General features: G+C 71.5%; 13 protein-coding genes. 9 read left to right on the forward strand and 4 right to left on the reverse strand.

The window, feature by feature from the left end; all coding sequences use genetic code 11:
- On the forward strand, window positions 1-626 hold a 626-nt coding region (locus tag GXW78_RS25965), incomplete at its 5' end, for a nucleotidyltransferase family protein (protein WP_211871829.1).
- A gap of 9 nt (window positions 627-635) precedes the next feature.
- Here GXW78_RS25965 and GXW78_RS25970 read toward each other — a convergent pair.
- Window positions 636-1,895 (reverse strand): amidase, encoded by a 1,260-nt coding sequence (locus tag GXW78_RS25970; protein WP_211871830.1) that lies wholly within the window; start codon window positions 1,893-1,895, stop codon window positions 636-638.
- A gap of 125 nt (window positions 1,896-2,020) precedes the next feature.
- On the opposite strand from GXW78_RS25970, the gene GXW78_RS25975 reads away from it, so the two are divergent.
- From GXW78_RS25975 to GXW78_RS25990, 4 genes are all read left to right on the forward strand, one after another.
- Window positions 2,021-2,515 (forward strand): hypothetical protein, encoded by a 495-nt coding sequence (locus GXW78_RS25975; protein WP_246522650.1) that lies wholly within the window; start codon window positions 2,021-2,023, stop codon window positions 2,513-2,515.
- On the forward strand, window positions 2,512-2,889 hold the full coding sequence (locus tag GXW78_RS25980) for a hypothetical protein (RefSeq protein WP_211871831.1): 378 nt from the start codon (window positions 2,512-2,514) through the stop codon (window positions 2,887-2,889). Before GXW78_RS25975 ends, GXW78_RS25980 begins: the two co-directional genes overlap by 4 nt.
- A gap of 18 nt (window positions 2,890-2,907) precedes the next feature.
- Window positions 2,908-4,161: an MFS transporter gene (locus GXW78_RS25985; RefSeq protein WP_211871832.1), complete on the forward strand. Its 1,254-nt coding sequence runs from the start codon at window positions 2,908-2,910 to the stop codon at window positions 4,159-4,161.
- Between the two features lie 292 nt (window positions 4,162-4,453).
- On the forward strand, window positions 4,454-5,332 hold the full coding sequence (locus GXW78_RS25990; protein ID WP_211871833.1) for a helix-turn-helix domain-containing protein: 879 nt from the start codon (window positions 4,454-4,456) through the stop codon (window positions 5,330-5,332).
- Window positions 5,333-5,400: 68 nt separating this feature from the next.
- On the opposite strand, the gene GXW78_RS25995 is transcribed toward GXW78_RS25990, so the two are convergent.
- Window positions 5,401-8,034 carry a bifunctional acetate--CoA ligase family protein/GNAT family N-acetyltransferase gene (locus GXW78_RS25995; protein WP_211871834.1) on the reverse strand — a complete coding sequence of 878 codons (2,634 nt, stop codon included), beginning with the start codon at window positions 8,032-8,034 and terminating at the stop codon, window positions 5,401-5,403.
- A gap of 104 nt (window positions 8,035-8,138) precedes the next feature.
- Here GXW78_RS25995 and GXW78_RS26000 point away from each other — a divergent pair, with 104 nt between their 5' ends.
- The 3 genes from GXW78_RS26000 to GXW78_RS26010 all read left to right on the forward strand — a co-directional run bounded on the left by GXW78_RS26000 (window position 8,139) and on the right by GXW78_RS26010 (window position 10,665).
- Window positions 8,139-9,101: an alpha/beta hydrolase gene (locus GXW78_RS26000; protein WP_211871835.1), complete on the forward strand. Its 963-nt coding sequence runs from the start codon at window positions 8,139-8,141 to the stop codon at window positions 9,099-9,101.
- Between the two features lie 74 nt (window positions 9,102-9,175).
- Window positions 9,176-10,147, forward strand: coding sequence for a Bug family tripartite tricarboxylate transporter substrate binding protein (locus GXW78_RS26005; RefSeq protein WP_211871836.1), 972 nt, complete (start codon window positions 9,176-9,178; stop codon window positions 10,145-10,147).
- A gap of 59 nt (window positions 10,148-10,206) precedes the next feature.
- Window positions 10,207-10,665, forward strand: a complete 459-nt coding sequence (locus GXW78_RS26010) for a nuclear transport factor 2 family protein (protein ID WP_211871837.1) — start codon at window positions 10,207-10,209, stop codon at window positions 10,663-10,665.
- A 36-nt stretch (window positions 10,666-10,701) separates the two neighbouring features.
- Here the strand turns inward: GXW78_RS26010 and GXW78_RS26015 are convergent, their stop codons facing one another.
- Both GXW78_RS26015 and GXW78_RS26020 read right to left on the reverse strand, forming a co-directional pair.
- The gene (locus tag GXW78_RS26015) at window positions 10,702-11,112 is read right to left on the reverse strand and encodes a hypothetical protein (RefSeq protein ID WP_211871838.1); all 411 of its coding nucleotides are present in this window, start codon (window positions 11,110-11,112) and stop codon (window positions 10,702-10,704) included.
- 9 nt (window positions 11,113-11,121) lie between these two features.
- A complete protein-coding gene (locus tag GXW78_RS26020; RefSeq protein ID WP_211871839.1) occupies window positions 11,122-12,273 on the reverse strand; it encodes an amidohydrolase in 1,152 nt (383 codons plus the stop codon).
- Between GXW78_RS26020 and GXW78_RS26025 the strand changes: the two genes are divergently transcribed.
- Window positions 12,272-14,218, forward strand: a complete 1,947-nt coding sequence (locus GXW78_RS26025) for an autotransporter assembly complex protein TamA (protein WP_211871840.1) — start codon at window positions 12,272-12,274, stop codon at window positions 14,216-14,218. The genes GXW78_RS26020 and GXW78_RS26025 overlap by 2 nt on opposite strands.

The following is a 14,218-nucleotide window of genomic DNA, read 5'->3' on the forward strand; positions in this document are numbered from 1 at the left end:
CCCGCGCCCCGCGGCGGGCGCGCCACGTCGCGGCCGTCGTGCTGGCCGCCGGGCGGTCGCGGCGCATGGCGCCGCTGAACAAGCTGCTGGTCGCGGACGACAAGGGTGTCGCGATGGTGACGCGGGTGGTGGACAACGTCCTCGGCAGCCACGCCCGCCCCGTGGTGGTGGTGACGGGCCATGAGCGCGACCGGGTCGAGGAGGCATTGGGCAACCGCCCGGTGCTGCTCGCGCATGCGGAAGATTATGCCGAGGGCCTGTCGGCGTCGCTGAAGGCCGGACTTGCGGCGCTGCCGCCCGATGCCGAGGGATTCCTGGTGTGCCTGGGCGACATGCCGCTGGTCGCGGGGCCGATGCTGGACCGGCTGATCGCCGCCTTCGATCCGGAGGAAGGGCGGTCGATCATCATGCCGACCTTCCGTGGCAAGCAGGGCAACCCGATGCTGTGGGCTCGGGAATTCCTGCCGGAGATGGCGACGATCACCGGCGATGTCGGCGCCCGCCACCTGATCGGCAAGTACGCCGACCGGATGGTGGAGGTCGAAATGGCCGACGACGCCGTGTTGCGGGACTTCGATACGACCGATGCGCTGAAGGGACTGCCGGGTATGGCGAAGACGGGGTGACGGGCAGCGCTACAGCGCCGCCTGCACCCACCGCGCCCAACCGAGCACGGCCGCGTCATCCCCGATACGGCCGGCGAGTTGCACGCCGAGCGGCAGGCCCTTCGGGCCGGCGCCGGCCGGCACCGTCACGCACGGCCCGTGCAGCAGCGTCCACAGGCTGTTGAACGCCGGATCTCCGGTCCAGCCGAGCCCTTCCGGCGCTTCCCCGGGGGCAGAGGGACAGAGCACCGCGTCGAAGCCCTCGATTGCGGCCGGCAGCGCGGCACGGGCGGCGGCGAAGGCGGCGCGGGCCTCGACGAGCGTCCCGCGCGGCTGGCTCCGGCCCCAGTCGAGCCGTTCCTGGAGCACGCCGGAGATCTGGGCGCGGGCATCGGCGAGTTCCCAGCCCAGCGCCTCGGCCGATTCCATGTTCATGACATAGGGGTGGGCGTCGTAGCCCGCCTGGAACACGGCCGGCAGCGTGACGGGAGTGACCGTCGCGCCGGCGCGGCGGCAGGCTTCCGCGGCACGCTCCAACAGCGCGACCGTCTCGGGCGCGGCCTGGTCCGCCGTCGGTCCCATCACCAGGGCAAGGCGCGGTGCCCGGGCGGCCTTCGCATCCGGCGCGCCGAAATCGAGGCCGGACATCGCACCCATCGCCAGCGCGCAATCGGCGACGGACCGCGCCATGACGCCGATCGTGTCGAGGCTCTCGCTCATCACCTTCATGCCGCCGCGGTGCAGCGTGCCGTAGCTCGGCTTGAACCCGACGACGCCGCAATAGGCGGCGGGGCGGACGATGCTGCCCGCCGTCTGGGTGCCGAAGGCAACCGGGAAGAAGCCCGCCGCGACGCCGGCGGCCGAGCCGGAGGACGAACCGCCCGGGGTGTGCTTCGGATTCGCCGGATTGGCGGTCGGTCCAGGATGGCGGGTGGCGAATTCGGTGGTGACGGTCTTGCCGATGATGGTCGCGCCGGCGGCGCGCGCAGCCGCCACGCAGGCGGCATCCGAGCGGGGCCGGTGCCCGGCCCAGGCCGGCGAGCCGTACTGGGACGGCATGTCGGCCGTATCCAGCACATCCTTGACGCCCATCGGCATGCCGGCGAGCGGTCCCTCACCCGCCGGAGCACGGCGAACGAGATCGGCGTCGAACCAGGCGAAGGCCCGGATCACCGGCTCCCGCGCTGCAATGCGGTCAAGGCAGGCCTCGCGATAGGCGGCGGCGGTCAGGCGCCCGGCGCGTATCGCTGCAAGGGCGTCGGTGGCGGTCAGGTCGGCGGTGTCGGTCATGGGGCGAGACTGTGCCATGGAGCGAAATGGTCAAGCCGGACCGCCGCCATGGTCACGAGAGCGGCCCCGACACAGCACCGGCGACGGGTCTGGCACTCACGATACCGCCGCGCCACATAGCGCGCATGCCTTCCCCCATCCGGGTCGCGCGTGGCCCCGATGGGTTGCTGTCCTACGCGATTCCCCGCCCTCCCGAGAGCTTGCCCCCCGTCGCCCCGCGTGACCTGGAATCTGCCTGGGATCGCGCCCGGGACGCGGCGGCGGCCGAGCGCTGGGGTCCGCCGCGCCGCCTGCTGTTCCGCCGGCAGGATGGCAGCCCGCAGGAGATGCTTCTGGCCGATGCCGATGCCGCCTGCTGGGCCGAGGCGGTCGATGCGGTGAACGACCTGGCGACGATCCGCGGATTGTCGATCTGCCTGCGCCTTCTCGCATTGGTGGAAATCATGTCCCGGGCGCGCTGGCTCATGGGCCTCTACGCGATGACGCCGCAGGGGATCGAACTGCACCCGGAACTGCTGCGCGCAGCCGCGGCCATGCCGCTGGACGCCGCTGCGCGGTTCGACGAAACGGGGTTGAGGCGCCTATTGTCGCGCCCGATTCCATCCGGAGCGTCCCAATGACCCGCCAGGCCCCGCTCATCATGTTCGTCGTCCTGCCGCTGCTCGGGGCCTGCGCCAATGCGGATGCGCCGAGCTCGCTGCGGGCCGCCACCGCCGGCGCGGGCACCGACAGCGACCTGCGCCAGCGCTGCACGGCCGAGGCGGAGCGCGTCGTCGTGTTCCGCGAGCGTGGCCAGGCGGTACGGGACGACGACGCGATGTTCATGACGGATGCGACCAACAACATCCCGACGCTACGCGTGCAGTCGGATGCCTATAACCGCCGGTCGCAGCGCGAGGACCTGATCCGCGAGTGCATCCGCACCGCCCAGGCAGGCCCGCAGCCGGTGGATGCCGCCACCCCCACCCCCACGACGCGCGGCCGCAGGAACTGACGGCGCGGCCCGCCGCGCATGGCTTCCCTCTCGACACTTTCCCGCGCGCTGTCGCACCGCAACGCGAAGATCTTCTTCGGTGCTTCGCTGACCGCCTGGACCGGGCTGTGGATGCACCGCATCGCGGTGTCCTGGTTCGCCTGGGAACTGACGGGCAGCGCCTTCTGGGTCGGCGTCATCGCCTTCTGCGACCTCGCGCCGGCGGTCATCGTCAGCCCGCTGGCGGGCGCGGTGGCCGACCGCGCCGACCGGCTGCAGATGACCATGATCAGCCAGGCGGCGATCGGGCTGAACGGCGCGCTGATCGCCGTGCTGGTGGCGACCGGCCAGATGACGATCGGGGTGCTGCTGGTCTTCGAGGTGATCGGCGGCATCGCCGCGTCCTTCGCGCAGCCGGCGCGGCAATCGCTGATGCCGGGGCTGGTGCCGCCCGCGGACCTGCCGGCGGCGGTGGCGCTGAATTCCCTGACCTTCAACGTGGCGCGCTTCATCGGGCCGGCGCTGGCCGGGCCGATCATCGCCGTCGCGGGGGTCTGGCCGGCGATCGCCTGCAACGCGCTGGCCTATTTCTTCGCGACCGCGACGACGCCGATGCTGGTGGTTGAAGCCGCGGCCCGGCGTGGCCACGCCGCCACCGCCTCCCTGTTCGGGGAGATGGTGGACGGCCTGCGTTATGCCGCGCGCCATCCGGGGCTCGGGCCGATCCTGGGCTTCGCCGCCGTCGCCGCTCTCCTGCTGCGCGGCGTGCAGGAGATCCTGCCCCCTTTCGTCGAGCGTACCTTCGGTCGTGGGGCGGAATCGCTGGCGGTGCTGACGGCGGCGTTCGGCGTCGGGGCGCTGATCGCCGGCCTTGCCGTCGCGGCACGGGGCCGGCTGGACGGCACGACGCGGCTCGCGGTGCTCGGGGTGGGGGCCCTGGCGCTCGCCACGGCGGGGTTCGTCGCGACAGGCTGGTTCGTCTTCGGGGTGGTCTGCGCGGCGCTGATGGGCGCGGCCGGGTCGGTGCACGGGATCAGCGTGCAGATGCTGGCGCAAAGCGCCTCCGATCCCGCCATGCGGGGGCGGGTGCTGAGCCTTTGGGGCCTCATCACTCGTGCCTGCCCGGCGATGGGCGCCTTGATCCTGGGCGGGCTTGGGGAGTTGTTCGGCCTACGCTGGCCGACCCTCGTCGCCGTGCTGCTGTCGCTGCTGGTGGTGGCGTGGGGATTGTCGCGACTCGGCCGGATCGCGGGGGCGCTGGAAGGTCCGCCCCCGGATCATCACAACCGCTAACGGCGGCGGGATAGCCGGTTCAGACACAACCGCGCGAGGATCCAGGCGCCGCGCGGCCACCGCGGATGATCGGCGCCACACGCGCGACGACCTTATTTACCTCCTGATAATAAACAACTTCCCCGACGCTGAACCGTCACATGGTCGCCGCCGCCTCGCCTCGCGAAGCGGTGCTCACGCGGTATCACCCGGCCCCGGAAACCGCACCGCTTCCGATCTCATGAGATTTCGTCTCGGAAAGCGTGGCGCCCTTCGCTATTCTGAGGCGGCGCCGCCCCACGGGAGGGTAGAAATGCGATTTGCCGAAATCGGCCAGCAGTTGCGGGCCTACCGCCTTGAATCCGGCCTCCGCGCCGAGGAAATTGCCGCACGTCTCGGTGTTTCCCGGGCCGCCCTCTACCGGTACGAGAAGGGCGAAGTCATCAAGCTCGACACCATCCGCCGGTTGGCCGAGCTGCTCAAGATCTCGCCGTTGTCGCTGCTCGGCATCGGCGTCGAGTATTTCGGCCGGCCCGCCGCCTTCCAGGAGAGGCTGCGCCAGGTCGAGGAGCAGGCCGACCAGGTCCTCCAGGTGGGCGGTGCCCTTTGCTACCCCGTCGCGACCGAGGCTTTCGACGGTGCCGTGGCCGAGGCCTGGACCGAGCATGCGGATGCCAGCACCGACCGGTTGCTCGCCCGAACGCAGGTCGAGCAGATGCTCGGCCTGCTGACGGCACGCAAGAAGCTGCAACAGGCGCGCAGGCCGAACATCATCGCCTTGCTTGGCGAAGGCAGCATCGCCCGGATGCTGACCGACGGCGTCGCGGCCGGCCTGACCCTGTCCGAGCGGGCCCGCATGCGGTGCCGGCTGGCCGCCCGCGCCGAGGCCGAGGCGATCGCCGAGCAGATGGAGAGCGTGCCCATCGGGCTGCAGCTCGGCCTGATCGCCGGGACCGAGCCCGCCGGGCCATTCATGGTGCTGCGTGGACGGGAACGGGCACATGTCGTCGGCAGCGCCTTCGCCCCCGATGCGCATCCGTCGGCCGCCGCCGGCGTCGCCTTCATCACCGCGGCGGATGAGGCGGTCGGCACGCATCAGCGCGTGGCGGAAGCCGCCTGGCGCGACGCGCTGAAGGGTGCCGAGGCGGCCACGCGGCTTCGCGACCTGATCCGGCAGCACGCGCCGGCCTGAGACGGCCACCGCCGCGATCAAGGAGTGAACGGCGCGGGCCAAGCCACCCGGATGTCCCGCGCCCGCGGCTAAACCAGCCTCTTCTTCGCCTCCATCACCTCCGCATCCTCCGGGCTGGTGCGGAGGGAGAAGCCCAGCGCGCGCATGAAGCCCATCATCGGCCGGTTTTCCGCCAGGACCTGGCCGACGATCTCCTTCATGCCGACGGCGCGGCCCCAGTCGAACAGCCGTTCCATCAAGTGGCGCGCGAGCCCCTGCCCCTTCCAGGACGGATCGACGACCACGGCGAACTCACCGCTCTCGCCGCCGGGCTCGCGGATCAGGCGGGCGGTGCCGACAGTCAGGTCCGACCCGTTCTCGGCATGCTCCACGGCGATGAAAGCCATCTCCCGGTCGTAGTCGATCTGCGTCATGCGGGCGATCTGCGCGGCACTGAGCTCGGTCATGGCGGAGAAGAAGCGGAAGCGGACATCCTCGCCGCTCAGGCGGCGGAAGGCCTCGGCATGGGCGGCGGCATCCTCCGGGCGGATCGGCCGGACCAGCACGCCCCGGCCGTCGCGCCCGCGCCAGGGCCGCGCGAGTTCGGCCGGATAGGGCGGGATGGCGAGCAGCGAGATCTGGCCGGGCGGGCGCAGGACCAGCGATGCATCCAATGCAAGTACACCATCAGGATCAGCCGTCAGTGGATTGATTCCGAAGAATTCTATCTCCGGAAAATCGACCGCGATCTGGGACAGGCGGACGAGCGCGTCGGCGATGGCCGGGACGTTTGCGGCGGGGTGGTCGCGCCAGCCTTCCAGCAACCGCGCCGTCCGTGTCCGCCGGATCAGCGCATGGGCCAGCGTCAGGTTCAGCGGCGGCAGGTCGAAGCCCTCGTCGGGGTCGATATCGGCGGCGGTACCGCCTCTGCCGAAGGCGATCCAGGGGCCGAACATCGCATCGTCACCCAGGCGGAGGCGCAATTCCATTGCGCGGCGGGCCTGGCGCTGCGCCAGGAACCCCGTCAGCCGCGCCGCCGGGCGGGCGGCCACGATCCGTGCCTGCATCGCATCGGCCGCGGCTTGCACGGCGGCGCGGCTGGTGAGGCCCAGCGCCACCCCGCCGACCTCGGTCTTGCGAGGGAGGTCGGGGCTCAGGATCTTCAGGACCACCGGGAAGCCCAGCATCGCGGCGGCGTCCCCGGCCTCCTCCGGACCCGAGACGGCGCGGCCCGGTACGGTCGGGATGCCATAGGCGGTGAGGACGGCGAGCGCTTCCTCCTCGGTCAGTTCGCGCCGGCCGGCGAGACGGGCCGCGGCAAACAGCCGCGCGACGCGCGCCCGGTCGGGGGCGAGGTCAAGCACGGCCCGCGGCGGAAGCTCCGCGGCGACGGCGCGGTTGCGGCGGTCCTGCGCCAGGTGCAGCGCGCCGCGCACGGCGCCCTCCGGGGTGGGGAAGCAGGCGACGCCGGCCTCGGCCAGCTTTGCGCGCTGTATGCCGGCCGTTGCCAGCCCCGGCCAGCCGACCAGGATGGGTGCGCCGCGGCTCGCCTTCACCGCGGCGGCGAGGGCCTCGCGCACCAGGTCGGGGTCTGTCTCGGCCTCGGGCGCGTGCACGGCGACGACCGCATCGATGCCGGGCAGGGCCGCGAGCATGGCGGCGGCCTCGCCAAGGCGCGGTCCGGAGCCGGGACCGAGGGCGAGCGGATTCCTGCCGCTCCAGCCGTCCGGCAGGCCGATGGACAGGGCGGCAAGCGCCGTATCATCAATACCCGCAAGCCGACCACCGCCGGCAAGCGTCGCGTCGGAAGCGAGGTTGCCGAGGCCGATGCCGTTGGTCACCACGGCGATCCGGTCCCCGGCGCCGCCTGACGGGCGGGGCGAGACCCGCACCCGCGCCAGCGTCTCGGCGGCGGCGAGCAGGTCATCGAGCCCCGCGACGCGCAACACGCCGGCGCGTCGCAATGCGGCTTCCATCACCGCATCCGACTGGCCGGAGGCATCGGCGAGCCGCCCGCCGGCGCGGATGGCGACCACCGGCCGGGTGCGCGCCGCGGCGCGCGCGGCTGAGATGAACAGCCGCCGGTTCTTGATGCGCCGGATGTCGAGCAGGATCGCCCCCGTCCCAGGGTCCCGCGCGAGCCAGTCGAGCGCGCCGGCAAAGCCCTGCCCCTGGTTCCCCCCGATGCCGATGACGTGGCTGAAGCCAACCGCCTCGGCCGCCGCCCAATCCAGTACGGCGCGGGCGATCGCCGAGGATTGCGTGACCAGGGCGAGCCGCCCCTTGGCCGGTGGGATGTGGGACAGGGTGGCGTTCAGGCCGATCGTGGGGATCGCGATCCCGAAGGAGCCCTGACCCACCGCACGCACCCCTGTGCGCTGCTCGATGCCGGATAGGTCCGGTGCAGGCCCCGGGACCACCGCCGCATGGCAGCCCGCCGCGGCAAGCGCCGCCATGGCGGGTTCCAGCGCTTCAGGCGGCACGCAGAGCGCGGCAAGGTCGGGCGCAGCCGGCAGTGAGGCGATGTCGGGAAAGGCCTCGAAGCCCGCAGGGCTGCCGCCGACCGCCATCAGCCGCCCACGGAAGCCGCCTGCGGCGATGTTGCGGGCCAGCAACGGCGCCTCGGCGCTGCCCTCGGCCGTGACCAGCACGAGGCTGCCGGGGTGGAACAACGCTGCGGGCCGGAAGCCGCCTCGGGGCGCGTGGGAGAGGGAATTCAGCATTTGTGCACTGCAACATGGGCCGCTGCGGCCCGCGCCGCAACCGCGGACATCTTGCCCGTTTCGCCCCGCCGTCATCCACTGCGAGGGCATGCAAGGATGATGGAATGAACCAGGACCGCTGGGACCCCGAGATGCGCGCCTTTGCCGCCATGATGGAGGAGCGCGGACGCGCCTTCCCGCCGGTGGTGATGACCCCGCCCCTGGACGCCGCACGCGCGTCCAATGACGGGCCGGGGCTACAGCTTGCCGCCGCGGGCGGCCCGAAGGTCGCCGAGAGCGGCGACCGCTGGCTGTCGGTGCGCGGGCGGCGGCTGGCATGCCGCGTCCACAAGCCGCGGACCGACGCGCCGCTGCCGGTGATGGTCTACATCCACGGGGGCGGCTGGGTGTGGGGCAGCATCGACACCCACGACCACATCATGCGCGGCTATGCGGCGGCCGGCGATTGCGCGGTGGTGGGCCCGGACTACGCGCTCTCGCCCGAGGCCGCTTTCCCGCAGGCGCTGGAGGAATGCGCCGCGGTGGTGCGCTGGGTGGCAAAGCACGGGGCTGAATGGGGGCTCGACCCGTCGCGCATCGTCCTCGGCGGGGATTCCGCCGGCGGCAACCTGGCCATCGCGACGGCGCTGCTGCTGCGGCAGACGGACCCCGAGTTGAAGCTCGCGGGGCTGCTGCTGAACTATGGCGTCTATGATTCGCGGCTGGATACGCCGAGCTATGTCGAATTCGCCACCGGCCACACCCTGACCCGCGAGAAGATGGACTTTTACTGGCGACAATACTGCCCGCGTGAGGCCGACCGGCTGCACCCCCTCGCTGCGCCGCTGCGCGCCGATCCGGCGGAACTCGCCGCGCTGCCGCCCTGCCTGATGCACGTCGCGGAGCTCGACGTGCTGGCCGGCGAGAATCACGCCATGGAGAAGCGCCTGCGAGACGCCGGCGTGACGGTGGAGGCCACTACCTTCCCCGGCGTGCTGCACGGCTTCCTGAGGGCGCTCGGCCATGTGAAGGCATCGGATCGCGCGGTGGCGGAGGCCGGGGCCTGGCTGCGGCGCGTGCTGGCGTGAGAGCCTCCGCCCTGGTCGCGGCGCGGCGCAACGGTTAGGAAACCACATGTCACCAAGAAGACGGGACCGTCCCCATGACCCAGTTCGCCCGCCGCGCCGCGCTTGCCGGCCTTGGCACCCTGCTCGCGGCCCCTGCCGTCCGTGCCCAGTCCTGGCAGCCGACCCGCCCACTGCGCATCGTCGTCACCTACCCGCCCGGCGGGGTGAACGACATCGTGGCCCGCATCGTCGCCGAGCCGCTGTCACGCGAACTCGGCCAGCCTGTGGTGGTCGAGAACCGTGCGGGGGCCGGCGGCAATATCGGCACGCAGCACGTCCTCCAGTCGGAGGCGGACGGCTACACCATCCTGCTCGGCACCACCGCGCTGTTCGGGGTTAATCCCATCGTCTATGCCAGTTCCGGCATCGATGCGGTGCGCGACACGACCAGCCTCGGCATGCTCGGGCAGGTCGCGAACATCCTCTCGGTGATCCCCGGCAAGGTCGAGGCGACGGACCTGCGCGGCTTCATCGCCGAGGCAAAGCGCCGGCCGATGGTCTTTGGTTCGGTCGGCAACGGGTCGTCCTCGCATCTCTCCGCCGTCGTCTTCATGAAGATGGCGGGCATCGAGGCGACGCACGTGCCCTACCGCGGGTCCTCGCCGCTTGTCGCGGCGATGCTGGCAAAGGATGTGGATTTCGGCTTCGACACCTCGGCGACCTCGACGGCGCATATCCGCTCCGGCGCCTTCCGTGCGCTGGCGGTGACGACGACGACGCGTGCGAGCGCCCTGCCGGATGTGCCGACGATGGCCGAGGCCGGGCTGCCGGGCTACGACCTCGGCATCTGGTTCAACCTGGCGGTAGCGAAGCGCACCCCCGCCCCGGCCGTGGCGAAGCTGCGCGAGGCCCTGGGCAAGGCGATGGCGCCGCAGACCGTGGAGCGGCTCCGTGGGGCCTTCGTCGATCCGGTGAGCGTGCCGGCAGCCGAGAGCGACGCCTGGATCGCCGCGAGCGCGGGGCGCTGGCAGGCGATCGCACGGGAGGCAAACATCGCGGCGGATTGAGCGGGACCTCCCGGGCGGCGGGCCCCTCTCCATCATTCAATCGGTAGGACAGACGGATCATGACCGACCTGGAACGCCGGCTCACCGCCATCGAGGACCAGCTTGCCATTGCGGATCTGCGGTCCCGGTACTGCCACCTGCTGGATGGCCGGGAATGGCCGGCCTTCATCGATCTGTTCACCGAGGACGGTGTCTTCGAAGGCCTGTCGGCGGTGCGCGGCCGGGCGGCGCTGACCGAGTTCTTCGTGCAGCGGGTCCCCGCCATGACCGAGGAGTTCTGGCACTTCTGCTCGAACGGCACGGTCGCGCTGAACGGGGACCGTGCCACGGGGCGGATATCGATGGAGTATCTCTCGGTGATGAACGGGGTGTCCTACATCTCGGCAGGACATTACGACGATGAGATGGTGAAGCAGGACGGCCTGTGGCGGTTCGCGGCGCGCCGCCTCACCTTCTATTTCCTCGCGCCGCTGCATGAAGGCTGGGCGGGCCGGCCCTTCCACAACCCCGCGACCTGATTTGAGCCCCGGCGGCGCGGGCTGGCGTTCGAGGCTTCAGCGGCGCTCGAGACTGCCGCTGAAGCCGCAGGCGGCGCCGTGGAAGCCAAGGCACCCCAATCCCTCCCGCAGCGTCATGCGCGGGCCTGAGATCGCGATCTCGATGCGGCAGTACCGCTCGCGCAGCCAGGGAATCCTGCTCTGCGGGTCGAAGCTGTCATTCGGTACCTGCAGCGCACCGCTACCCGCGGCACCCAAGGCGACCTCGCCACCCACCGCGCCGGTGCACCGTCCTTCGCCGTCTCCGGTGCCGATCTCGATCGGATAACGATCGCCCTGCGGGGCGCGCAGCGTCGCCTCCAACGCGCTTCCGTCCGTGGCGGCATAGGTGCCGGCCCAGCCCGGCTGTTGCGCCAGGGCGGGAAGCGGGCCGGCAAGGATGAGGCCGATCGTCAGCGCACGGAGCATCCGCATCACCTATCGGCCGGCCAGCGCCCGTCGCGCCGTTTCGGCCAGGAACCCCGCGGCCGTCGGCAGGATATCGTCGTTGAAGTCGTAATGCGCATTGTGCAGTTCCCGGCCGTTCTCCGCCGGGCCGTTGCCGATCCAGACGAAAGCGCCGGGAACGTCCTTAAGGAACCAGGAGAAATCCTCCCCCGTCATCGCCGGTGCGAGGTCGCGACGCACCGTGGTGACGGCAGCCGCGGCCTCGGCGGCGAGATCGCGCTCGGCCTCATGGTTCTCGGTCACGCCGACGCCCTGCCTGAAGGCAAAGGTCGCCTTCACGTCGAAGGTCGCCGCGATACCCTGGGCGACGCGGTCGAGCGCGGCGCGGATCGTGTCGCCATCTTCGTCGCGCAGCCAGCGCGCGGTGCCCTTGAGGCTGACGCGGGCGGTGATCTGGTTCTGCGCCTCGCCGCCCTCGACCACGGTGATCGAGACGACGCCGCCATTCAGCGGGTCGAGGTTGCGGGCGACGATCGACTGCACCGCAACGATGGCGTGGCCTGCGGCGATCATCGGGTCCCGCGTCAGGTGCGGCAGCGCGGCGTGGCCGGCATGGCCATCGAAAGTGATCTCGAACCGCGCGCCGGCGGCCATCACGGCGCGGTCGTGCACGGCGATGGTGCCGGCAGGCAGGCCCGGCCAATTGTGCCAGCCGAAGATGCGCTCCATCGGGAAGCGCTCGAACAGCCCGTCCGCGATCATCTTGCGCGCGCCGCCACCGCCTTCCTCCGCCGGCTGGAACACCAGCCGGACAGTGCCGGTCCAGTTCGGGTCGTCCATCAGCAGCTTCGCCGCGCCGAGCAGCGCGGTGGTGTGCCCGTCATGCCCGCAGGCATGCATCACGCCAGGGTTGGCGGACTTCCAGGCGAGATCCTCGTTCTGCTCCTGGATCGGTAGCGCATCCATGTCGCCGCGCAGGCCCACCGACCGGTTACCACCGCCGCGCCGGATGGTGGCAACCACGCCGTGACCGCCAACGTTCTCGGCGATATCGGTGAGTCCCATCTCCTTCAGCCGGGCGACGACGAAGGCCGCCGTCTCTCCTTCGTGAAGTGTCAGCCCCGGGTTGGCGTGCAGATGACGGCGCCAGGATGTAAGGGTCGCGGCAAGATCGGTGTGCATGATTCCTAAAGCCTATCCCGCCGCGCTGCGACTCACCACTGGCCTTGGCGCTCTCGCGGCGTTCGGTGCCTGGCTGCTTCTCGTTCCCGTCCGGGCACAGGAAAGCGACGCGCGGACCGAGTCGCCATCGCAGGCGCCCGCCCCCGCCCCGGCAGGCGAAGACCCGCCGCCCGATCCGCCGGGGCTGCCCTACACGGCCGAGGTCACGGCGGGGGAAGATGAGGATCTCGCCACGCTCGGCCAGGCCGTGGCTCAGACGGTCGCGCTGCGGGAACGCGCGCCGACCGACGCCTTCGGCCTGATCGGCCGCGTGCGGGCCGACCTGCCGCGGCTGCAGGAGGCGCTGCGGGCCGAGGGCTACTGGGGCGGCCAGGTGACGGCGACCATCGCCGGGTTGGCGCCGGACGACCCGGCCTTGCCCGCCCGCCTGCAGGCCCCGACCGCGCCCGTGCCCGTGGTGATCACCATGGTCCCGGGCCCGCGCTACGGCATCGGCCGGGTGACCGTCACGACCGATCCGCCCGAGCATGCGGCCGCGGTGCGGGCGGCGGCGCGGGAAGCGGGGCTGACCGAAGGCGACCCGGCGCGCGCGGAGACCGTGACCGGGGCCGAAGGGGCGATGGTGGCGGCGCTGCGCGATGGCGGCCATCCGCTCGCCGCCGTGGCGGGCCGGGAGATCACGGTCGACCATGACCGACGCGCCATGGACATCACCTGGCATCTCGCGCCCGGGCCCCGGGCGCGGTTCGCGTCACCGGAGGTGAGCGGCCAGCAGCGCACCGACACCGGCCTGCTGCGGCGCACCGCCGCCCGGCAGATCGAGGGGCAGGACTACTCCCCCGCCGGCGCCGAACGCGCCCGGCGCGCGCTGATGAACCTCGGCGTCTTCGACAGCGTGCGGATCGAGGCGGGAACATCCGTCGGCCCTGACGGCACCCTGCCGATCGCCTTCGTCGTCAGCGAACGGGCGCTGCGCGCGATCGGTGGCTCGGTCGCCTATGAGACGAATTTCGGCCTCGCCGTCAGCCTGTTCTGGGAGCATCGGAACCTGTTCGGCGGCGCGGAGCGTCTGCGGCTGGAAGCCGAAGCCTCACGTATCTCGGACGGCAGCTTCGGCAACGCCACCTACCGCGCCTTCGCGACGCTGACACTGCCCGAGGTCTTCCAACGCGACATCCAGCTCGTCACCCGCGTCGGCGCGGTGAACGAGAATCTCGAAGCCTATGACCGGGAGGCGATCGTCGCCTCGGCCATCGCGCAGCACCGGCTCACGGAGCGGCTGACGATCCAGGGCGGGCCGAGTTTCGAGACGGGACGCATCGGCCGCTATGGCGTGCTCGACGACTACACGCTGCTCGGGCTGGTGACGGGCCTGCGCTACGACACCACGACCAGCCTGCTGAACCCGACCAGCGGCTACCGCATCGACCTCAACGTCACGCCCTACTACTCGCTGCTGGACGGCACGACCTTCACGCGGATGCAGGCAACCGGCAGCACCTATCTCGATCTCAGCGGAAACGGCGCGGGTGTGCTCGCGCTGCGCACCTCGGTCGGTTCCGTGGTCGGGACGACCTTCGACGACATCACCCTCGACAAGCGCTTCTATTCGGGCGGCGGCGGGTCGGTGCGCGGCTACACCTACCAGTCGATCGGGCCGCGGGATGCGGGCAACCGGCCGCTGGGTGGGGCGAGCCTGCTCGAACTTTCCGCCGAGTGGCGGCAGCGGATCTCGGGCCCCTGGGGGGCAGTCGCGTTCGTCGATGCCGGGTCGGTCAGCGAGGAACAGACGCCGGGAAGCGGAACGCTACGCGTCGGCGTCGGTGCGGGCGTCCGGTACCTCACCTCGATCGGGCCGATCCGGCTCGATGTGGGCGTGCCGCTGAACCCGCAGCAGGGCGATCCGGCCTATGGCCTTTACGTCGGTATCGGGCAGGCTTTCTGA

Source organism: Neoroseomonas terrae, assembly GCF_018129025.1.
GTDB classification, from domain to species: Bacteria; Pseudomonadota; Alphaproteobacteria; order Acetobacterales; family Acetobacteraceae; genus Neoroseomonas; species Neoroseomonas terrae.